This window comes from Nocardioides endophyticus (assembly GCF_039543845.1).
Taxonomy (GTDB): Bacteria; Actinomycetota; Actinomycetes; order Propionibacteriales; family Nocardioidaceae; genus Nocardioides; species Nocardioides endophyticus.
Genome location: NZ_BAABKN010000009.1, coordinates 193,300 through 211,210, shown reverse-complemented (window position 1 = coordinate 211,210; position 17,911 = coordinate 193,300). Strand labels below are relative to the sequence as shown.

Here is a 17,911-nt window from a genome sequence, read left to right as displayed (position 1 = left end):
AGCGGCTACTTGAACTCGATGCGCAGCAGCCGCATGATCCCCAGCGCGAGCGGGATGATGAGCCAGATCGTGCCGGACACCGCGATCTGCGCCCACTCCTCGCCGGTCGGCGTGTAGTCACCCGAGAAGAGAGGCATCTGAGCCGTGTTGAACTCGATCCACGGCGCGATCTTGTCGAAGCCGTCGCTGAGCTCGCTCAAGATGCTCACCGCGATCGGCAGGATCAGGCTGTAGGCGAAGTACCCGACGATCGCCGCGGGCGTGTTCATCAGCAACATGCCGATCGCGAACCCGATGAAGATGCCGATCAGGTTGGCGAGCACGAACCCGTTGAAGAGCAGGTTGCCGTCGACCGACCACTCAGGAGTGCCACCGACCAGCATCCCGACCACGGTGCCGACGGCCGCCACGACGGCGCCCATGACCATCACCGAGACGCCGAGCGCGATGCCGGCGATGAACTTGGCCACCACCACCCTGGGTCGCCGCGGCTCGAGGGTGAAGGTCACCAGGCCGTTGCGCTGGCTGGCCTCGCTGGTCACCAGCATGATGATCAGGATCGGCAGGAAGTAGCCGAGCACGCCGCCGGCGATGCTCAGGAAGTCGCCGTAGTCCTTGTCGCCCTCGTCGGCCACCAGGGCGTAGATGACCTCGACGACCAGCACGAGCCCGACGATGGAGATCGTGAACCAACGGCCGGCGCGGGTGTCCAAGGCCTTGCGGAACTCGACCTTCGCGAGCCGGGACATCGGCACGTGCTGGGTCGAGGCGATGTCGATCTGTCCGAGTGCGGCGGTGGCGCTCATGCCTGGACTCCTTCGGTGGCAGCTTCGCGCTGGGTGTCGGCGGTGAGCTCGAGGAAGAGATCCTCGAGCCCGGCGCCGCCGTACCGCAGATCGGTCAGCACGATGTTGTTCTCGGCAGCGGTGCGTCCGACCTCGACGGACTCGGTGCCTACCTTGAGGCCCTCACCCGCCGCCTGGACGTCGAAGCCCTTGGCCGTCAGCGCGGCATCCAGGGCCGCGTTGTCGAGGGACGTGACCAGGGTCGTGGCAGTCGCCGCACCTGCGAGCAGCGACTTCTTGTCGCCCTGGGCGACGATCTTGCCGCGGCCGATCAGGATCATCTCGTCGGCGATCATCTCCACCTCGTGCAGCAGGTGGCTGGACAGCAGGACGGTGCCGCCCCGGTCGGCGTACCCCTTGAGGAGGCCGCGCATCCACCGGATGCCGGCCGGGTCGAGGCCGTTGGCGGGCTCGTCGAGGATCAGCACGGACGGGTCACCGAGCAGCGCGTGGGCGATGCCGAGGCGCTGCTTCATGCCGAGGGAGTAGTTGCGGAGCCGACGCTTCGACTCCGACGGACTCAGCGAGACCAGCTCCAGCATCTCGTCGACCCGCGAAGACGGGAGACCCATGGTCTGGGCGCCGATCGTGAGGATCTCGCGGCCGGTGCGGCCTGCGTGCTGCGCCGATGCGTCGAGCAGGACGCCGACGTGCAGTCCGGGGTTGGGGATGTCCTGGTAGAGGTGACCGCCGATGGTCACCCGCCCCGACGAGGGAGGGGTGAGCCCGACCATCACGCGCATCGTGGTCGTCTTGCCGGCGCCGTTGGGACCGAGGAAGCCGGTCACCCTCCCGGGCTGGCAGACGAAGCTGACGTCGTCCACCGCGGTGAACGCGCCGTACTTCCTGGTGAGTCCTTCGACCGTGATCATGGCTCCAGCGTGCCCTATGGACCGGGGTCTCACATCGTCCGCCGGGCTCGTGTCGCGCTGACCAAAGTAGGGGGCCACCGACGACCGACGGCCGCTCCGCCCGAGACGGCGGCGGCCTAGCCTTGCCGCGTGGACCGACCCGCCCCTGAGGAGTACCAGCCGCCGCTGCGGCTGTGGAGCCACGTGTGGCGGGTGTTGCTGATGCTCGGGATCAGCTCGCTCGTGTGGCTCCCGGCGGCGGACGTCGAGGCCGACCGGTCCGAGCTGTGGTGGGCGGTCGACGTTGCCCTCGGCGTGGTCGCCTTCGTCCTGGTCTTCTTCCGGCGCCGGCATCCCTTCGCCATCGCGATCGTGCTCGCCCTGTTCGGTGCGGTGTCCGGTACGGCGGGCGGCCCGGCCGTCCTCGCAGCCGTCTCCCTGGCCACCCGGCGCCGGTGGCGCGAGATCGCGGTCGTCGGCTCGCTGAACTTCGCCGCGGCGCAGTTCTTCAGCACCGTCACCAGCAAGGAGGACGACTCCGCCTGGCTGATCCTGGTCGCGAACGCGATCGCGACCGGCGCCATGCTCGGCTGGGGCATGTACATCGGCTCCCGTCGCGAGCTGATCTGGACCCTGCGCAACCGCGCCGAGCGCGCCGAGGCCGAACAGGAGGCCCGGGTCGGGCAGGCGCGCGGCAACGAGCGCGCCCGGATCGCCCGGGAGATGCACGATGTGCTCGCCCACCGCATCTCGCAGATCTCGATGTACGCCGGCGCCCTCGCCTATCGCGAGGACCTCTCCACCACGGAGATGCGGGCCAGCGCCGGCGTGATCCGTGACCGGGCGCACGAGGCCCTGACCGACCTCCGCGACGTGCTCGGCGTGCTCCGCGACGACACCGGCGAGCGGCACAGCGCGCCACAGCCGACGTACGCCGACCTCCCGTGCCTGGTCGCCGAGGCCCGGGACGCCGGGCTGCGGATCGAGCTGGAGGACCTCGTCGTCCAGGGCGACGGCGGCGACAAGGTCCCGGACGGTGCCGGCCGCACCGTCTACCGGATCGTGCAGGAGGGGATGACCAACGCCCGCAAGCACGCGCCCGGGGCGATGCTGACGGTGCGCATCGCCGGCTCCCCCGACGACGGCATCGACGTGGTGCTCCGCAACCCGCTCGGCTTCGGGCCGACCCAGACGCCGGGGGCCGGGCTCGGGCTGATCGGCCTGACCGAGCGTGCCGAACTGCGCGGCGGACGCCTGGAGGCCCGGCGCGACGGGTCCACGTTCGTGCTGTACGGGTGGATACCGTGGGGAACGTGAAGACCCCGCCGACTCGCGTCCTCGTGGTCGACGACGACCCCCTCGTGCGCTCCGCGCTCGGCCTGATGCTCGGTGGTCAGGCCGACCTCGAGGTCGTCGGAGAGGCCGCCGACGGCCTCGAGGGCATCCGGCTGGCCTCCGAGCTGCGCCCCGACGTGGTGCTCATGGACATCCGGATGCCGCGGGTCGACGGGCTCGCCGCGACCCGCGAGCTGCACACGAGGCCGGACCCGCCACGGGTGATCGTGCTGACGACGTTCGACGCCGACGAGCACGTGGTCGAGGCGCTGGCAGCGGGCGCGGACGGGTTCCTGCTGAAGGACACCCCGCCCCCGGAGATCGTCGCCGCCATTCGCAAGGTGGTCGACGACGAGCCGATGCTCTCGCCCTCGGTGACGCGGACGCTGATCCGCCGGCTGCGCGTGGACAAGACGGAGCCGGCTGACGCCGGACGGGAGCGGGCCGATCAGGCCCAACTGATGCTCGACGGGCTCACCGACCGCGAGCGCCAGGTCGCGCTGGCCGTCGGTCGCGGCCTGAGCAACGCCGAGATCGCGGCCGACCTCTACCTCTCGGTTCCGACCGTGAAGGCACACGTCTCCCGGCTCTTCGACAAGCTCCAGGTGACCAACCGGGTGCAGATCGCGATCTGCGTTCACGACGCTGGACTGAGCTGAGGGCCCCGGGGCTGAGCCTGCGAAGTCCCGGACCTGGCCCGAAGATTGAGGAGCGCCGACACGGACCGGAGCGCAGCGACGGGACGCGCGGCGCGTCTCGAATCCAGTCAGAGGTCGTATACCGCGCCGGCGCGCGCCAGCGCCACGGGTCCGTCGTACGCCGCGCGTGCCTCGGCCAGCGGGAGCTCGGGATCGTGCCAGGGCGGCACGTGCGTCAGCACCAGCTGCCGCGCGCCGGCCCGGGCCGCGGCCGCACCGGCGTCGGCTCCGGTGAGGTGCAGGTCGGGCGGGTTGTCCTTGCCCTCCAGGAAGGACGCCTCCGCCAGGAAGAGGTCGGCGTCGCGGGCGACCTCGTCCACGGCGTCGCAGGGCCCGGTGTCGCCGGTGTAGCCGACCGTGGCGCCGTCGGCGCTGATCCGGAGGCCGAACGCCGGCACCGGGTGGGTGACCGGCACCGGGGTGACGGTGAACGGGCCGATGGTCACCGGGTCGGACCACTCCCGGAAGTCGAACTCCGCGGTCATCCCCGGGTCGATCGGCAGGTCATAGGCCCGAGCCATCCGCTCGGCGGTGCCCTGCGGCCCCCACACCGGGATGCGCGGCTGCGCGCCGTCGGGGTGGTACTTGCGCAGCACGTAGTAGCCGCAGAGGTCGAGGCAGTGGTCGGCGTGGAGGTGGCTGACCAGCACGGCATCGATCCTGAGCGGGTCGACGTACTTGTGCAGCGCGCCGAGGGCGCCGTTGCCGAAGTCGGCCAGCACCCGCCAGGTGCGGTCCCCGTCATCTGCCTCCAGCAGGTAGCAACTGGCCGGGGACTCCGGACCCGGGTAGCTGCCGGAGCAGCCGACGATGGTCAGCCTCATGCCAGGCCCCCGACGAACTGGGACGCGACGCCGAGCTCGGGGCCGAGGAACCGGGTGCCGATGGTCTCGAACTCGCCGGGCGAGCCGGTGGTGAGGAACGTGTACGACGGGTCACCGCCGGGCCGCATGAGCTCGGTGCGCACCAGCATCTTGTAGACGTCCTTGGCGCACTCCTCGGCGCTGCTGACCAGCGTCACGTTGTCGCCCATGACGTAGGAGATCACGCCGGTGAGCAGGGGGTAGTGGGTGCAACCGAGGATCACCGTGTCGACGCCGTCGGAGATGAGCGGGTCGAGGTACTCGTGGGCGACCCCGATGAGCTCGTCGCCTCCGGTGATGCCGGCCTCGACGAAGTCCACGAACCGAGGGCAGGCCCGGGTGAAGAGCTCCACGTGCGGGGCGGCCGCGAACGCGTCGTCGTACGCCATCGACTCGGCCGTTGCGTGCGTGCAGATCACCCCGATGCGGCCGGTGCGGCTGGCCGCGACCGCGCGCCGGGTCGCCGGCAGGATCACCTCGACGACGGGCACGTCGTAGCGCTCCCGGGCGTCGCGGAGCATCGCGGCGCTGGCGGAGTTGCACGCGATGACGAGCGCCTTCACGCCGAGGGCGACGAGGTGGTCGAGGCACTCCAGGGCGTACTCGCGGACCTCGCCGATCGGCTTCGGCCCGTAGGGCTGACGAGCGGTGTCGCCGACGTACACGATCGACTCGTGCGGCAGCTGGTCGATGACGGACCGCGCCACGGTCAGGCCACCGAAGCCGGAGTCGAAGATGCCGATGGGGGCATCCCGGTCGGCGCTGGTCAGGTCGTGCACGGACGCAAGGCTAGAGCGTCCGACCCCCGCCCGGGAGCACACGCGACCGACGTCACTGGAGATGCGGGTCACGGCGTGGACGGCAGGTACCGTCGGGCGCATGTCGTCGCGTCTCGGACCCCTCGCCTGCCTGCTCGCCCTGACCCTGCTCGTGCCCGCCGGTGCAGCGTCCGGACAGGCGGCCGCGCCCTCCGGCGCCTCGACCCACCGCGAGCCGGCGTCGAGCGCGACCCGGGTCGTCGGGATCTCCGTCGACGGCCTCAACACCGAGGCGATCACCCGCCTGGGCGTCGAGGGCGCACCGACCTTCACCCGGCTCCTCGCGGAGGGCGCTGGCACGCTCAACGCGCGCACGGAGTACGAGCAGAACGTCACGCTCCCCAACCACACGAGCATGATGACCAGCCGCCGGATCGACCGCCGCCACGGCGGCCACGGTGTGACGTGGGACGACGACCGCCGGCGGATGACCGTCGCTCGCGCGGCGGGACACCCGGTCAAGTCGGTCTTCAGCGAGGTCCACGCCAACGGTGGTTCGGCCGCCCTCTTCTCCACCAAGGAGAAGTTCGCGCTCTACAAGCGCTCGTGGAAGCGCGGCATCGACCGCTTCGTCGTCAACGAGGACCAGCGGCGCCTGGTGCGCACCGCGATCGCGGACCTGGAGTCGACCGACCGCTCGTTCACGTTCCTGCACGTGTCACTGCCGGACCGGTTCGGCCACCTGTACGGCGGCATGTCGGCGCAGTACCTCAACGCCGTACGCCGCACGGACCGGCACCTCGGCGAGCTGCTCGCCGCGATCGACTCGCACCCGAGCCTGGCCGACGTCACCCTGGTACTGACCGCCGACCACGGCTTCCTCGAGGGAAGCACCTCGCACTCGCCGAAGGTGCTGTCCGACTACCGCATCCCGTTCGTCGCGTGGGGCGCCGGCGTGCGCGCGGGCGACCTCTACGACCTCAACGCCGACTACCGCGACCCCGGGACCAAGCGCCCGACGTACGCGGCGAAGCGGCAGCCGGTGCGCAACGGCGACCTCGGCAACCTCGCCCTCGACCTGCTGGGTCTGCAGGCCATCCCGGGCAGCGAGCTCAACCTCGCGCAGGACCTCGACGTGAGTTGAGGGTCCTGGGTACCTCGCCGGGTCTCGACACGCTCCGTCGGCCGCGGTCGCTGCTCGACCACCAAACGATCAGGTCTGCTTCGCGTCCCTGATCACGCCCAGAGCTGGCCGTCGAGGCGGCTCTCGGCGTCGTCGATGGTGCCTTCGTAGGCACCGGTCGACAGGTACTTCCAGCCGCCGTCGGCAACCACGAACGCGATGTCGGCGGTCTCCCCTGCCTTGATCGCCTTGGCGGCCTGGCCGAGCGCGGCATGCAGGATCGCGCCGGTGGAGATGCCGGCGAAGATGCCCTCCAGCTCGAGCAGCTCGCGCACCCGGCGGACGGCGTCGCGCGGGCCCACCGAGAAGCGCGAGTCGATCAGGTCGGCGTCGTACAGCTCGGGGACGAAGCCCTCGTCGAGGTTGCGCAGGCCGTAGACGAGCTCGCCGTACCGCGGCTCGGCGGCGACGATCCGCACGTCGGGCTTGGCGCCGCGGAAGTAGCGGCTGACACCCATCAGCGTGCCGGTGGTGCCGAGCCCGGCGACGAAGTGCGTGATCGAGGGCAGGTCGGCCAGCAGCTCCGGGCCGGTGCCCTGCTCGTGCGCGAGCGCGTTCGCGGCGTTGCCGTACTGGTAGAGCATCACCCAGTCGGGGTGCTCGGCGGCGACCTTCTTGGCGACGCGGACGGCTTCGTTGGAGCCACCGGCCGCGGGTGAGGACACGACCTCGGCGCCCCACATCCGGAGCAGCTGGCGGCGCTCCTCGGAGGTGTTCTCCGGCATCACGCAGACGATCCGGTATCCCTTGAGCTTGGCGGCCATGGCCAGCGAGATGCCGGTGTTGCCGGACGTCGGCTCGAGGATGGTGCAGCCGGGACGCAGCGTGCCGTCCTTCTCCGCCTCCTCGATCATCTTCAGGGCCGGGCGATCCTTGATCGAGCCGGTCGGGTTGCGGTCCTCGAGCTTCGCCCAGAGGCGCACGTCGAGGCTCGGCGACAGTCTCGGGAGCCCCACCAGCGGCGTACCACCGACGGAGGCGAGGAGGTTGTCGAAGCGCATGGGTCTCAGGATGCCATTCGTGGTCGTCAGCGGAGGAAGCGCTCGGGGTCGAACTCCGCGAGCGGGATGATGCGCACCCGCGGGAGCGGCTGGATGAAGGCGTTGACGTCGTCCTCGAGATCGAAGAGCGGGACGCCGAGCCCGGTGAGCTGGGTGCTCATGAACTCGCGCAGCCCGATCAGGCCCAGCTTGCGGCCACCCCCGAGCAACGCACCGAGGTGCTCGACGAAGTCGGCGTCGTGGCTGGCCAGCAGCACGTCGGCATCGTCGTGGGTCAGCAGCGCGTCGAGCGTGCGCTGGATGCCGACGTCGACGACCTTCTGGTCGGACCCACCGGCCAACGGGATCGGGCGGTAGTCCATCGCCAGCAGCGCCTGGACGAACGACGACGGCAGGTTGCCGTTGCTCGCATTGAGGAAGAAGAGCCCGGTGACGGGCTGGCCCCAGGTGCGTTCGGCGAACTCGGTCACCCGCTCCCAGCGGGGCCGCTCCTCGGGCGCGGGGCGTCGGCCCAGCAGCGAATTGCCGAGCGTCGCGTCGATGTTCTCGCCGTCGACGAGGACGAAAGTACGACGCGCGCTCATGGCCTCATCCCCCAGCGACAGCCGGGAGCACGACGACCTGGTCGCCGTCGCTGAGCTCGGCCTCGAGGCCACCGATGAAGCGGACGTCCTCGTCGTTGACGTAGACGTTGACGAACCGGCGCAGGTCGCCGTTCTCGATCAACCGGTCCTTGATGCCCGGGTGGTTGACCTCGAGGTCGTCGATCAGAGCACTCAGGCTGGCGCCGTCGGCACTGACCGCCTTCTCGCCGCCCGTGTAGTTGCGCAGGATGGTGGGGATCCGGACCTCGATGGCCATGGGTTGTGACTCCTCAGTTGCTTGCTGTCAGCTCGTCCACGACGGCGACCTCTTCTTCGGTCACTTCGCCGTCGACGATCCTGTAAGACCTGAACTCCACGGCACCGGGGTTATTCCCGTGCTCGCGCGTGCTCACCAGAACATAGTGGGCGTTGGGTTCGCTCGCGAGGCCGATGTCGGTGCGGCTGGGGTAGGCCTCGGTCGCGGTGTGGGAGTGGTAGACGACCACCGGCTCCTCGTCGCGCTGGTCCATCTCCTTGTAGAGCTGGAACAGGTCCGTGGAGTCGAACTCGTAGAACGTCGGCGACCCGGCCGCGTTGACCATCTCGATCAGCCGCTCCGGGCGGTCGCTGCCCTCGGGGCCGGCCACGACGCCGCACGCCTCGTCCGGGTGGTCACGCTTGGCGTGGGCGACGATGCCGTCGTACGTCGCGCGGTCGATGGTCAGCACCGCTCCAGGGTAGGGGCAGGAGGCTGCTCGGCCGGCAGCCGCCCGGCTCGCGGACCGGTGCGCAGCAGGGTCGTCGCCAGCGTGGTACCGCCCGCGAGCACGACCGCAGCCACCAGGAGACCGGCACCCAGTCCGGCGCCGTCCGCGACCACGCTGACCACGGCCAGGCCGATCACTCCACCGACCTGCTGGGTGGTGGTGACCAACCCGGACGCCGCTCCGCTGTGCTCGCTCGGGGCATCTGACATCGCCACCGACGTCACCTGCGGCATCGCCAGGCCGAACCCGGCGCCCATGACCAGGAACGCCGGCGCTACGTCGATCCAGAACGTCCCGTCGGCGGGCGTGCGCGCAAGGAGCAGCAGGCCGCCGACGAACAGGACGAGTCCACCGACGAGCGCGCGCGCCGCGCCGTACCTCTCCGCGAGACGGCCGCTGAGCACCAGGGAGGAGACGGCGATGGCCAGGGTCACCGGGAGGTAGGAGAGGCCGGTGGCCATCGGGTCGAGGCCCAGGACGTCCTGGAGGTAGAGCGCGCTGAGGAACTGGAAGCTGAACCCGGCCATCGTCATGGTGAGCAGGACGCCGTTCGCGACAACGAAGCGGCGCGAGCGGAAGAGGACGGCGGGCACGAGACCGCTCCCGCTCCCCCGGCCTGTCCGGTCTCCGTGAACCGGGCCGAGGTGACGCAGCGCGACGACGGCGGTCAGCAGACCGATCGGGACGTTGACCAGGAACACCCACCGCCAGGACGCGAGATCGACGAGCAGTCCGCCCGCCACCACGCCGATGGAGGCTCCGGCCGCTCCGACGAAGGCGAGCAGGCCGAAGGCCTGGGTGCGCCGACGCTCGTCGTCCTCGAAGAGCCGGGTGATCATGCCGAGGACCACGGCCGAGGCGAGCGCGCCGCCGACGCCCTGGAGGAAGCGCGCGCCGACCAGGAGCTCAGCGCTGGGAGCAAGGCCGCAGAGCGCCGAGGCGGCCGTGAAGCCCACCAGTCCGCCGAGGAAGACGCGTCGTGCGCCGACCAGGTCGGCCAGCCGTCCCGCCGGGAGGAGCAACAGCGCGAAGGCGACGAAGAAGGCGTTGACGACCCAGGCCAGGCCGGTCCCGGAGAACCCGAGGTCGGCGCGGATGGTCGGCAGCGCGACGTTCACGATGGTGCCGTCGAGGATCACCATCAGCTGGGTGGCGGTGAGCGCGGCCAGCGCCCAGGTGCGGGAACGGGATGAGTCGGTCATAGAAAAGACCGTAGCAAATCATCCCGTACAAAACTATCTTCAATAGACCTATGTCGTTGCGGAAGGAACTCTTCGGCGCCGTTGCGGCGCGGTGTGCGAGGGTGTCGAGAGCGACCCGCGGGTGAGGATCTCGAGCGCGTCGACCAGCGCCGCCCGGCGCACCTCGTCGAGGTCGAGCAGCACTCGGTCGATCACCTCACCGACGACACCGAACGCCCGGTGCAGCACCTGTCGGCCGGCCGGCGTCACCGCCACGACCCGCGCCCGGCGGTCCGTCGAGGACACCCGCCTCTCGGCGTACCCGGCGCGCTCCAGGGCGTCGAGGGTCACGACCATGGTCGTCTTGTCGAGGCCCGCGAGCTCGGCGATCGCGGTCTGCGGGCGCTCCTGCTCCTCGGCCTTCCACAGCACGCAGTACTCCCGCACGCTGATGCCGATCTCGTCGAGCGCGGCGCCGAGCTGGGCGGCGAGCGCGTACGACGCCTGGTTGAGCAGGAACGACAAGTCGACCGGTGGTGGGCTGGCAGACGTTCGGGACATACCTCGACTGTAGCCAGAACGCTCCGCTGCAGAACGATCTGTCAACAGACGTTGTCGGCGCGGACGTTCAGCGGTGGAACCGGGCGGCTGCCTCGCCGGCCAGGACGTTGTCGATCCGCTGCCGGATCGAGTCCGTCATTGTCGGAAGGCCACCGATGGGCCACCAACGGACGTCGACATTCTCGTCGTCTGCGACGCGAGCCTCGCCCGAGACCCACGTGCAGGCGAACGTGAGGTCCAGGTACGCGGCGCGGTCGCCGTTCTCGTACACGACGTCGGGGATGACGCCGACCGAGACGAGCCGGTCCACGGTGACCACGACCCCCGCCTCCTCCAGGGACTCGCGCGCGGCCGTGACGCCAGGTTCCTCGCCCGGATCCACGATGCCGGTCACGGGTGACCATTCCCCGTTGTCGGCGCGCTTCGTGAGCAGCAGCTCGTCGCCCCGCCGTACGACGGCGGTGACGCCGGGCAGCCACAGCTGCCGGGTACCGATCAGCGTGCGCAGCTCGGCGACGAACGGCGGGATCGGCATCAGCTGCTCAGCGCTCCCACGAGGGTCTCCTGCAGGTAGCCGACCCACTCGTAGATGTCGTGCGCTTGGGCGCGCGGGTCGTCCTCGGGCAGCGAGTGCCAGTAGGCCTCGTCGCCCTCCTCGACGCCGAGTCGGGTCGCCAGGGCGAGGCGCAGGTCGGTGAAGGACCGCATCCACATCTCCGCGGTCGGCGCGTCGAGCTCGACGTCGATCATCAGCCCGTCCTCGGTCAGCTCCTGCGGGAGCCCGGCCTCCTCGAGACCGTCGATGATCGCGATCGCGGCGGCCGCCTTGCCATCGCGCAGCCCGCCCTCGGTGAACCGGCGGAACTCGGAGGCGGCCTCCTCGTCGTCGGGGTAGGCGGTCGGGAAGAGCCGGGCGAGCACCGGGTCCTCGGGCTCCTGGGTCGGTCCGGAGAAGTCCATCAGCGCCTCGAAGGGGTCGATGTCGTCTCGCGGGACCGCGGCTTCGTTGCGCAGCAGCTCGACCAGCTGGCCCGCGAGCGAACGCAGCAGGTCGGCCTCGAAGCCGGAGAAGTTCGCGATGATCAGCTTGCTGCGGCGGTGCCGGTGAAACCCACTCATTCAGTCCTGCTTGTCCATCGTCGCCCAGAGGCCGTACTCGTGCATCGCCTGCACGTCGCGCTCCATCTCCTCGCGGGTGCCGTGGCTGACCACGGACTTCCCGTCCTCGTGCACCTCGATCATCAGCTTCTCCGCCTTCTTCTTGGAGTACCCGAAGTACTTCTGGAAGACGTAGGTCACATAGGACATCAAGTTGACCGGATCGTTCCAGACGATCGTCACCCACGGCTTGGCCGTCTGGACGATCTCGTCTGGTGTGGTGGTCGGCTCGACCTCGACGGGCGCGGTCACGTCCTCAATGTTGGCACACTGTCGATCGTGGCCACTCCACCCGTACCGGGGCACCTGCTGAGCACCGCACTGCTGACCGATCACTACGAGCTCACGATGCTGCAGGCCGCCCTGCAGTCCGAGACCGCTCACCGGCGATCGGTCTTCGAGCTCTTCCCCCGGCGGCTCCCCGAAGGGCGGCGGTACGGCGTCGTCGCGGGAGTCGGACGCGCGCTCGACGCCATCGAGCGGTTCACCTTCGACGCAGAGACCCTGACGGTTCTGGAGGAGGTCGTCGACGGTCCGACGCTGGACTGGCTGGCGTCGTACCGCTTCTCCGGCGACATCTGGGGCTACGGCGAGGGCGAGACCTACTTCCCGTTCTCCCCACTGCTGGTGGTCGAGTCGACCTTTGCCGAGGCGGTGCTGCTCGAGACCGTGCTGCTGTCGATCTACAACCACGACTCGGCGGTCGCGTCGGCGGCGTCGCGGATGACGCTCGCCGCTGGCGACCGGCCGTGCATCGAGATGGGCTCGCGGCGGACCCACGAGGAGGCGGCGGTGGCGGCCGCCAGGGCGGCGTACGTCGCGGGATTCGCGGCAAGCTCGAACCTCGCCGCCCGGCAGCGGTACGGCGTGCCGACGACCGGCACCAGCGCTCACAGCTTCACGCTCCTGCACGACAGCGAGGGCGAGGCCTTCCGCGCGCAGGTCGCGTCACTCGGCAAGGACACCACCCTGCTGGTCGATACGTACGACGTGGCCGACGCGGTGCGCGGCGCGGTCGAGATCGCGGGACCAGGCCTGGGCGCCGTACGCCTCGACTCGGGCGACCTGGCCGTGCTCGCGACGGAGGTCCGGGCGCAGCTCGACGCGCTCGGCGCGACGGGCACGCGGATCATCGTGACCAGTGACCTGGACGAGCACGCGATCTCGTCGCTGGCGGCGGCGCCGGTCGACGGGTACGGCGTCGGCACCGAGCTCGTGACCGGCAGCGGGCACCCGACGTGCGGTTTCGTCTACAAGCTGGTCGCGCGCGAGTCCGGGTCGGGCGAGCTGATGTCGGTGGCCAAGAAGAGCGTCGACAAGATCTCGGTCGGCGGCCGCAAGTACGCGTTGCGTCGGCGTACGACGTCGGGCGTGGCGGAGGCCGAGGTCATCGGGATCGGGCACCGGCCGACCGACGACGGCGACGACCGCGCGTTGCTGGTGCCTCTAGTGCGGGCCGGCGAGGTCGTCGGGCGGGAGTCGCTGGCCGACGCACGGGCACGACACCTCGCGTCGCGGGCGGAGCTGCCCGTCGCGAGCCAGCAGATGTCGCGCGGCGAGCCGGTCATCCCGACCGTCCACGAATGACGGTTAGGGTCACAGGCATGAAGCGCGCGCTGATCGTGACCGACGTGCAGAACGACTTCTGCGAGGGTGGCTCGCTGCCCGTCGCCGGCGGAGCACGCGTGGCCGCCGACATCGGCACCCTCCTGCGGGCGTGGTCCGCGAAGGCGCAGGACGCCCCGGCGTACGACCACGTCGTCGCGACCAAGGACCACCACGTCGATCCCGGCGGGCACTGGTCGCGTGAGCCTGACTTCGCCGAGTCGTGGCCGGTGCACTGCCGGGTCGGCACCGACGGCGAGGCGTTCCACCCCAACCTGGACCCGCAGCCGTTCGACGCCATCTTCCTCAAGGGCGAGGCGGCGGCGGCGTACTCCGGCTTCGAGGGGTCCACCGTCGACGGCGTCGCTCTGGTGGACTGGCTGCGGTCGCACGAGGTGACGTCGGTCGACGTCTGCGGGATCGCGACCGACTACTGCGTGCGGGCGACCGTTCTGGACGCGGCCGGTGCGGGCTTCGCGACCAGGCTGCTGGCCGACCTGTGCGCGGGCGTCGCTCCGGAGACAACGGCGGCGGCACTGGACGAGATGCGGGCCGCTGGGGTGTCCGTTGTCTGAGCACCTGCAGGTGCGGCTCGAGGACGGCGTGCTCTGGCTGACCTTCGACCGTCCCGAGATCCTCAACGCCGTCGACGGCGAGATGATGGTCGCCCTGGCGACCGAGCTCGAGCGCGCGCGTGCCCGGGACGACGTACGCGTCGTCGTCATCACGGGCACCGGAGCCGGCTTCAGTGCCGGCGCCGACATGGCATCGCTGCGGCTCGCGCCCGAGCACCCGGTCGAGACCATGGACGGCGCCAACCGGGTGATCCGGGCCGTCGTCGGGCTCGACAAGCCGGTCCTCGCGGCCGTCAACGGGATCGCCGCCGGGGTCGCCTGCTCGGCCGCACTGGTCTCCGACATCATCGTGGCCGCCGAGTCCGCCACCTTCCTGCTGCCCTTCGCGCGGATCGGCCTGATGACCGACGGGGGCTCGTCCGCCACCGTCGCCGCGTCCATCGGCCGAGCCCGCGCGATGCGGATGGCACTGCTCGGCGAGCCCATGTCGGCCGCCGACGCACTCGCCTGCGGCCTGATCACCCACGTCGCCCCGGACGCGGAGTTCGCGGACCTGGTCTCCCGCCTCGCGCGCCGGCTGGCCGCTGGCCCGGCCATCGCCCAGACCGGCATCAAGAAGGCGATCAACGCCGCCACCCTCCCCCACCTCGAGGACGCCCTCGCCCGCGAGCACTCCGGCCAGCGCGCGCTCTTCACCACCCGGGACTTCACCGAGGGGCTGGACGCCTTCGTCGAGGGCCGGAAGCCGGTCTTCCGCGGCGAGTGAGCGACGCCCGCCGTCGCATGTAACGCGGTGTTGTGGGGTCTAGGGACCCGTCAGAACGGGTCACCAGATGCCATAACCCCGCGTTACAAGCCAACGGTCACCGGCGCCGCCGCCGGATGACGTACGGCGCCAAGTCGTCGATCGAGGTCCCGAACCGGGCGTTGGTGTCGAGGACCTCGCGTAGCAGCCGATCCTGGGTGCGCTCCCAGGTGTCTGGCTGGACGTCCGACCAAACGATCCGCGACATCCCGAGCTTGAAGCCACACAACCAGTCCTGCCGGCGCTTCTCGTCCCACATCACCTCGTCGGCGGACCGGTCGGCGTACCCGCCAGCCTCCTGGCGCTGGTACTTGACCCAGCCGTCGAACTCGAAGAGATGGCGACCGATCCGGAAGTCCACCCACGCGACACGACCGCGCTCCTGCAGACCGAATTGCGGCTGCACCAGACCGACCCCGAGCTGCTTGAGCAACAGCATCGTCAGGTCCTCTCCCGGGTTCTCACAACGACCATCCGCCCACTCGGCTGCAAGTCGGGGCACGGTGACATACGGCCAGCTCGTCATGTCGGCGACGGCATCTTGGAGCGCGCGGCGCGACTCGCCTCGCCGCAAGGCCGAGTTCGCCGCCACGATCGCGTGCCGCAGTCCGTGCTCACGCCCGATGTCTGCCACTGTCCGCGGAACGTCGAGCACCGGGTGGTCGTCGATGAAGCCGATCTGCTCGATGCGCACCGGCGCCTTGTGGTGCTTGATCCCGTGGCGCGTCCTCCCGCCGAGGACACCGACCCGGGTGACGTGCACCAGGCGAGGACTGGCCTCGAGGATCGGCAGTCCGTGCAGGTACGCCGCCGAGTCGTGACTGACCAAGTGAGGCGTGGTCGTGGTCAAGGTCGCCGCCCAGACCTCGAGCTGCGGACGCCCGACGTACGGGTCCAACGACTCCCAATGAGTCCTGGTCGTGTAGACACCGCGGCGAACGGCGACCCACTCGCGGGTGCGCAACAGCATCTTGACCTGCTCCGGCGTCATGCCGGCGGCGAGTGCTTGGCGCCGCAGGATGAGGCCGTGCTGATGAATGAAGTAGTGGGCGAACCTCGGCTGCATCTTCATCCGCCGACGATCACCCGGAAGGTCGCCGGCCCGCGCGGTCCGGGGGCCGACCTGTGGACAGGGCCGCTGCTGCCCAGGACTGTGGACGGGAAGCGGCGCCGCGGTCCCTTGTAACGCGGTGTTATGGGGTCCAGGAACCCGTCAGAACGGGGTCACCAGATCCCACAACACCGCGTTACAAGCGGTGATGCCGCGAGCTCAGCTCACCGTGATCGGCGCCCCACCCGACACCAGCCGCCAGTCGACGGAGGCGAATTCGGCGGGGTCGATGGTGCCGTTCGCGATCACCCAGTCGATGAGCAGCTGGCGAATCTCGTTCTGCCGGTTGTAGACCACCGGAGCGGTGGACACGGCCGGGAAGCCCCCGCCGCCGGACTGGCGGTAGTTGTTGACCGCGAGCACGAACTGCTGTGCATCGGTCACCGGTACGCCCCCGTACGCGAGCCCCACGATCCGCGAGCCGGGGGCGGCGGAGATGTCGATGTCGTAGGTGAGCGGGGCGTCGAGACCGGCGACGGAGTCGAAGTTGTAGTCCGGGGTGCCGTTGGGCGCCAGGTCGGTGACGGCGTTCGTCACCTGGTCCATCGTGAACGGCCCGGTGCCCGAGAGCTGCTTGAAGTAGCGGGCCGAGAACTCCAGGTAGGCCTTCACCTCCGCGCCGGTGACGCGTACGCCGAGCAGGGTGTTGTCGTAGATGTAGAGACCGGCGACGTCGCGGATGGTGACCTGCCCGGCCGGGAAGGACGCCGACCGGTTGAACGGCGCGGCGATCGACAGCACCGGCAGCGCGGCGTCGGTGCCGGTCAGGCCGGCCTTCACCGCGTCGGCCTGCACGTAGTTGACGAAGTCGATGATCGGCACGTCCTCGACGACCGCCCGGGCCGCAGAGAGCGCAGCGGCCGAGGTGCCGACGGGAGAGTTCACGTAGCCGACCACGGTGTCGTGCTGCTCGCGCACCGCCCGCGCGACCCGCGCATCCTCGGCAACCGCGTTGGAGTTGAGTACCTGCGACGTCGCGGTGACGAGGCGCCAGCCCCGACCACGACGCGAGCGCGTCTCTTCGACGACGAAGTCCATGACGGCCAGCCGGCGACCCCAGTAGGACGGCTCGCACAGCAGCACCTGCTGGCCGGTCGTCTCGTTCTCGACGTACTGCTGAGCGATCTCCACGTGCGCGTGCCCCACGAGGATCGCGTCGACGCCGGGCACCTGGGCCGCAAGGAGCGACGAGGCGTTCTCCGGGTAGGGCAGCGCGTCGCCGTACGACGAGGAGGTGGCCGCTCCCGAGTGCGCGGAGATCACGACGAGGTCGCAGCCACGCCGTTTGAGATCCGGCACGAACTTCTTCGCCTGCTCGACCAGCCCTGGGAACTCCATCTTGCCCTCGACGTTGGCCTTGTCCCAGATCGCGATGCCCGGGTTGGTGAGCCCGAGGATGCCGACCTTCAGCGTGCGACCGCGGCCCACGCGGTAGTGCTTGATCAGGTACGGCTGGAAGGCCGGCCGCTTCGTCGCCGGGTCGACCGCGTTGGCGCCGAGCAGCGGGAAGTCCAACTGCTCCTCGAAGGTGCGCAGCGTGTCGAGCCCGTAGTTGAACTCGTGGTTGCCGAGCGCGGCGGCGTCGTACCCGACCTCGTTCATCGCCCGCGCCATCGGATGCGCGGCGCCACCGGTGATCGGGTCGATCTTCGCGTAGTAGTAGGCCAGCGGGGTGCCCTGGATCGTGTCGCCGGCATCGAGGGTCAGGACCGGCTCGCCACGACGCTCGCGCCGCAGCGCCTTGATCAGCGTCGCGACCTTCGCCAGCCCGATGTCGTTGTGCGCGGCGTCGTCGTACTCCGCGTTCTTGAAGTAGTCCCAGTTGAAGACGTTGCCGTGCAGGTCGGTCGTGCCGAGCACGGTCAGCCGCACCCGGTCGGGCCGACGGTGGTGGCCGTCGGCGTACGCCGACGGGGTGTAGCCGGCGACGGCGAGAGCCGCGGTGCCGGTGACACCACCGGCGATGACGGCACGACGCGAAGGCATAGCTTCAGACACTGACATTCCTCCCGAGAACGGTTCAGAGCCCT

At 70.2% G+C, this 17,911-nt stretch carries 21 protein-coding genes; 6 read left to right on the top strand and 15 right to left on the bottom strand.

Annotation, left to right across the window (positions count from 1 at the left end):
• Positions 1-5: 5 nt before the first annotated feature.
• Positions 6-806: an ABC-2 transporter permease gene (locus ABEA33_RS06975; protein WP_345526000.1), complete on the bottom strand. Its 801-nt coding sequence runs from the start codon at positions 804-806 to the stop codon at positions 6-8.
• Complete coding sequence (locus ABEA33_RS06970) at positions 803-1,717, bottom strand: ABC transporter ATP-binding protein (protein ID WP_345525999.1); 915 nt, start codon at positions 1,715-1,717, stop codon at positions 803-805. The genes ABEA33_RS06975 and ABEA33_RS06970 overlap by 4 nt, the downstream gene beginning before the upstream one ends.
• 129 nt (positions 1,718-1,846) lie before the next feature.
• Between ABEA33_RS06970 and ABEA33_RS06965 the strand changes: the two genes are divergently transcribed.
• Entirely contained in the window at positions 1,847-3,013 is a 1,167-nt protein-coding gene (locus ABEA33_RS06965; protein ID WP_345525998.1) for a sensor histidine kinase, read from the top strand.
• 65 nt (positions 3,014-3,078) lie between these two features.
• On the top strand, positions 3,079-3,690 hold the full coding sequence (locus tag ABEA33_RS06960) for a response regulator (protein ID WP_425577370.1): 612 nt from the start codon (positions 3,079-3,081) through the stop codon (positions 3,688-3,690).
• A 107-nt stretch (positions 3,691-3,797) separates the two neighbouring features.
• Here ABEA33_RS06960 and ABEA33_RS06955 read toward each other — a convergent pair whose 3' ends face one another.
• Positions 3,798-4,553, bottom strand: coding sequence for an MBL fold metallo-hydrolase (locus ABEA33_RS06955; RefSeq protein WP_345525996.1), 756 nt, complete (start codon positions 4,551-4,553; stop codon positions 3,798-3,800).
• Positions 4,550-5,371 (bottom strand): glutamate racemase, encoded by an 822-nt coding sequence (gene murI / locus ABEA33_RS06950; RefSeq protein ID WP_345525995.1) that lies wholly within the window; start codon positions 5,369-5,371, stop codon positions 4,550-4,552. The genes ABEA33_RS06955 and murI overlap by 4 nt, the downstream gene beginning before the upstream one ends.
• A 100-nt stretch (positions 5,372-5,471) precedes the next feature.
• Here murI and ABEA33_RS06945 point away from each other — a divergent pair, with 100 nt between their 5' ends.
• On the top strand, positions 5,472-6,494 hold the full coding sequence (locus tag ABEA33_RS06945; protein WP_345525994.1) for an alkaline phosphatase family protein: 1,023 nt from the start codon (positions 5,472-5,474) through the stop codon (positions 6,492-6,494).
• A 92-nt stretch (positions 6,495-6,586) separates the two neighbouring features.
• On the opposite strand, the gene ABEA33_RS06940 is transcribed toward ABEA33_RS06945, so the two are convergent.
• From ABEA33_RS06940 to clpS, 9 genes are all read right to left on the bottom strand, one after another.
• Positions 6,587-7,534 carry a PLP-dependent cysteine synthase family protein gene (locus ABEA33_RS06940; RefSeq protein WP_345525993.1) on the bottom strand — a complete coding sequence of 316 codons (948 nt, stop codon included), beginning with the start codon at positions 7,532-7,534 and terminating at the stop codon, positions 6,587-6,589.
• Between the two features lie 26 nt (positions 7,535-7,560).
• Positions 7,561-8,118, bottom strand: a complete 558-nt coding sequence (locus ABEA33_RS06935; protein WP_345525992.1) for an NYN domain-containing protein — start codon at positions 8,116-8,118, stop codon at positions 7,561-7,563.
• A gap of 4 nt (positions 8,119-8,122) precedes the next feature.
• Positions 8,123-8,395 carry a MoaD family protein gene (locus ABEA33_RS06930; protein WP_345525991.1) on the bottom strand — a complete coding sequence of 91 codons (273 nt, stop codon included), beginning with the start codon at positions 8,393-8,395 and terminating at the stop codon, positions 8,123-8,125.
• Positions 8,396-8,408: 13 nt separating this feature from the next.
• Positions 8,409-8,846 carry a M67 family metallopeptidase gene (locus tag ABEA33_RS06925; protein ID WP_345525990.1) on the bottom strand — a complete coding sequence of 146 codons (438 nt, stop codon included), beginning with the start codon at positions 8,844-8,846 and terminating at the stop codon, positions 8,409-8,411.
• Entirely contained in the window at positions 8,840-10,087 is a 1,248-nt protein-coding gene (locus ABEA33_RS06920) for an MFS transporter (RefSeq protein ID WP_345525989.1), read from the bottom strand. The genes ABEA33_RS06925 and ABEA33_RS06920 overlap by 7 nt, the downstream gene beginning before the upstream one ends.
• Positions 10,088-10,135: 48 nt before the next feature.
• Positions 10,136-10,627 (bottom strand): MarR family winged helix-turn-helix transcriptional regulator, encoded by a 492-nt coding sequence (locus ABEA33_RS06915; protein WP_345525988.1) that lies wholly within the window; start codon positions 10,625-10,627, stop codon positions 10,136-10,138.
• Between the two features lie 67 nt (positions 10,628-10,694).
• Positions 10,695-11,162 (bottom strand): NUDIX hydrolase, encoded by a 468-nt coding sequence (locus ABEA33_RS06910; protein ID WP_345525987.1) that lies wholly within the window; start codon positions 11,160-11,162, stop codon positions 10,695-10,697.
• The gene (locus ABEA33_RS06905; RefSeq protein WP_345525986.1) at positions 11,162-11,746 is read right to left on the bottom strand and encodes a DUF2017 domain-containing protein; all 585 of its coding nucleotides are present in this window, start codon (positions 11,744-11,746) and stop codon (positions 11,162-11,164) included. The genes ABEA33_RS06910 and ABEA33_RS06905 overlap by 1 nt, the downstream gene beginning before the upstream one ends.
• Positions 11,747-12,037 (bottom strand): ATP-dependent Clp protease adapter ClpS, encoded by a 291-nt coding sequence (clpS, locus tag ABEA33_RS06900; protein WP_345525985.1) that lies wholly within the window; start codon positions 12,035-12,037, stop codon positions 11,747-11,749.
• A gap of 57 nt (positions 12,038-12,094) precedes the next feature.
• Between clpS and ABEA33_RS06895 the strand changes: the two genes are divergently transcribed.
• From ABEA33_RS06895 to ABEA33_RS06885, 3 genes are read left to right on the top strand one after another with little or no spacing between them, the layout of a single operon-like run.
• Complete coding sequence (locus ABEA33_RS06895; protein ID WP_345526296.1) at positions 12,095-13,372, top strand: nicotinate phosphoribosyltransferase; 1,278 nt, start codon at positions 12,095-12,097, stop codon at positions 13,370-13,372.
• Between the two features lie 17 nt (positions 13,373-13,389).
• Entirely contained in the window at positions 13,390-13,965 is a 576-nt protein-coding gene (locus ABEA33_RS06890; RefSeq protein ID WP_345525984.1) for an isochorismatase family protein, read from the top strand.
• A complete protein-coding gene (locus ABEA33_RS06885; RefSeq protein WP_345525983.1) occupies positions 13,958-14,731 on the top strand; it encodes an enoyl-CoA hydratase in 774 nt (257 codons plus the stop codon). The genes ABEA33_RS06890 and ABEA33_RS06885 overlap by 8 nt, the downstream gene beginning before the upstream one ends.
• Before the next feature lie 97 nt (positions 14,732-14,828).
• On the opposite strand, the gene ABEA33_RS06880 is transcribed toward ABEA33_RS06885, so the two are convergent.
• Together ABEA33_RS06880 and ABEA33_RS06875 are read right to left on the bottom strand one after the other, a co-directional pair.
• Complete coding sequence (locus tag ABEA33_RS06880; RefSeq protein WP_345525982.1) at positions 14,829-15,842, bottom strand: type IV toxin-antitoxin system AbiEi family antitoxin domain-containing protein; 1,014 nt, start codon at positions 15,840-15,842, stop codon at positions 14,829-14,831.
• A gap of 198 nt (positions 15,843-16,040) precedes the next feature.
• The gene (locus ABEA33_RS06875) at positions 16,041-17,867 is read right to left on the bottom strand and encodes a bifunctional metallophosphatase/5'-nucleotidase (protein ID WP_345525981.1); all 1,827 of its coding nucleotides are present in this window, start codon (positions 17,865-17,867) and stop codon (positions 16,041-16,043) included.
• Positions 17,868-17,911: the final 44 nt, after the last annotated feature.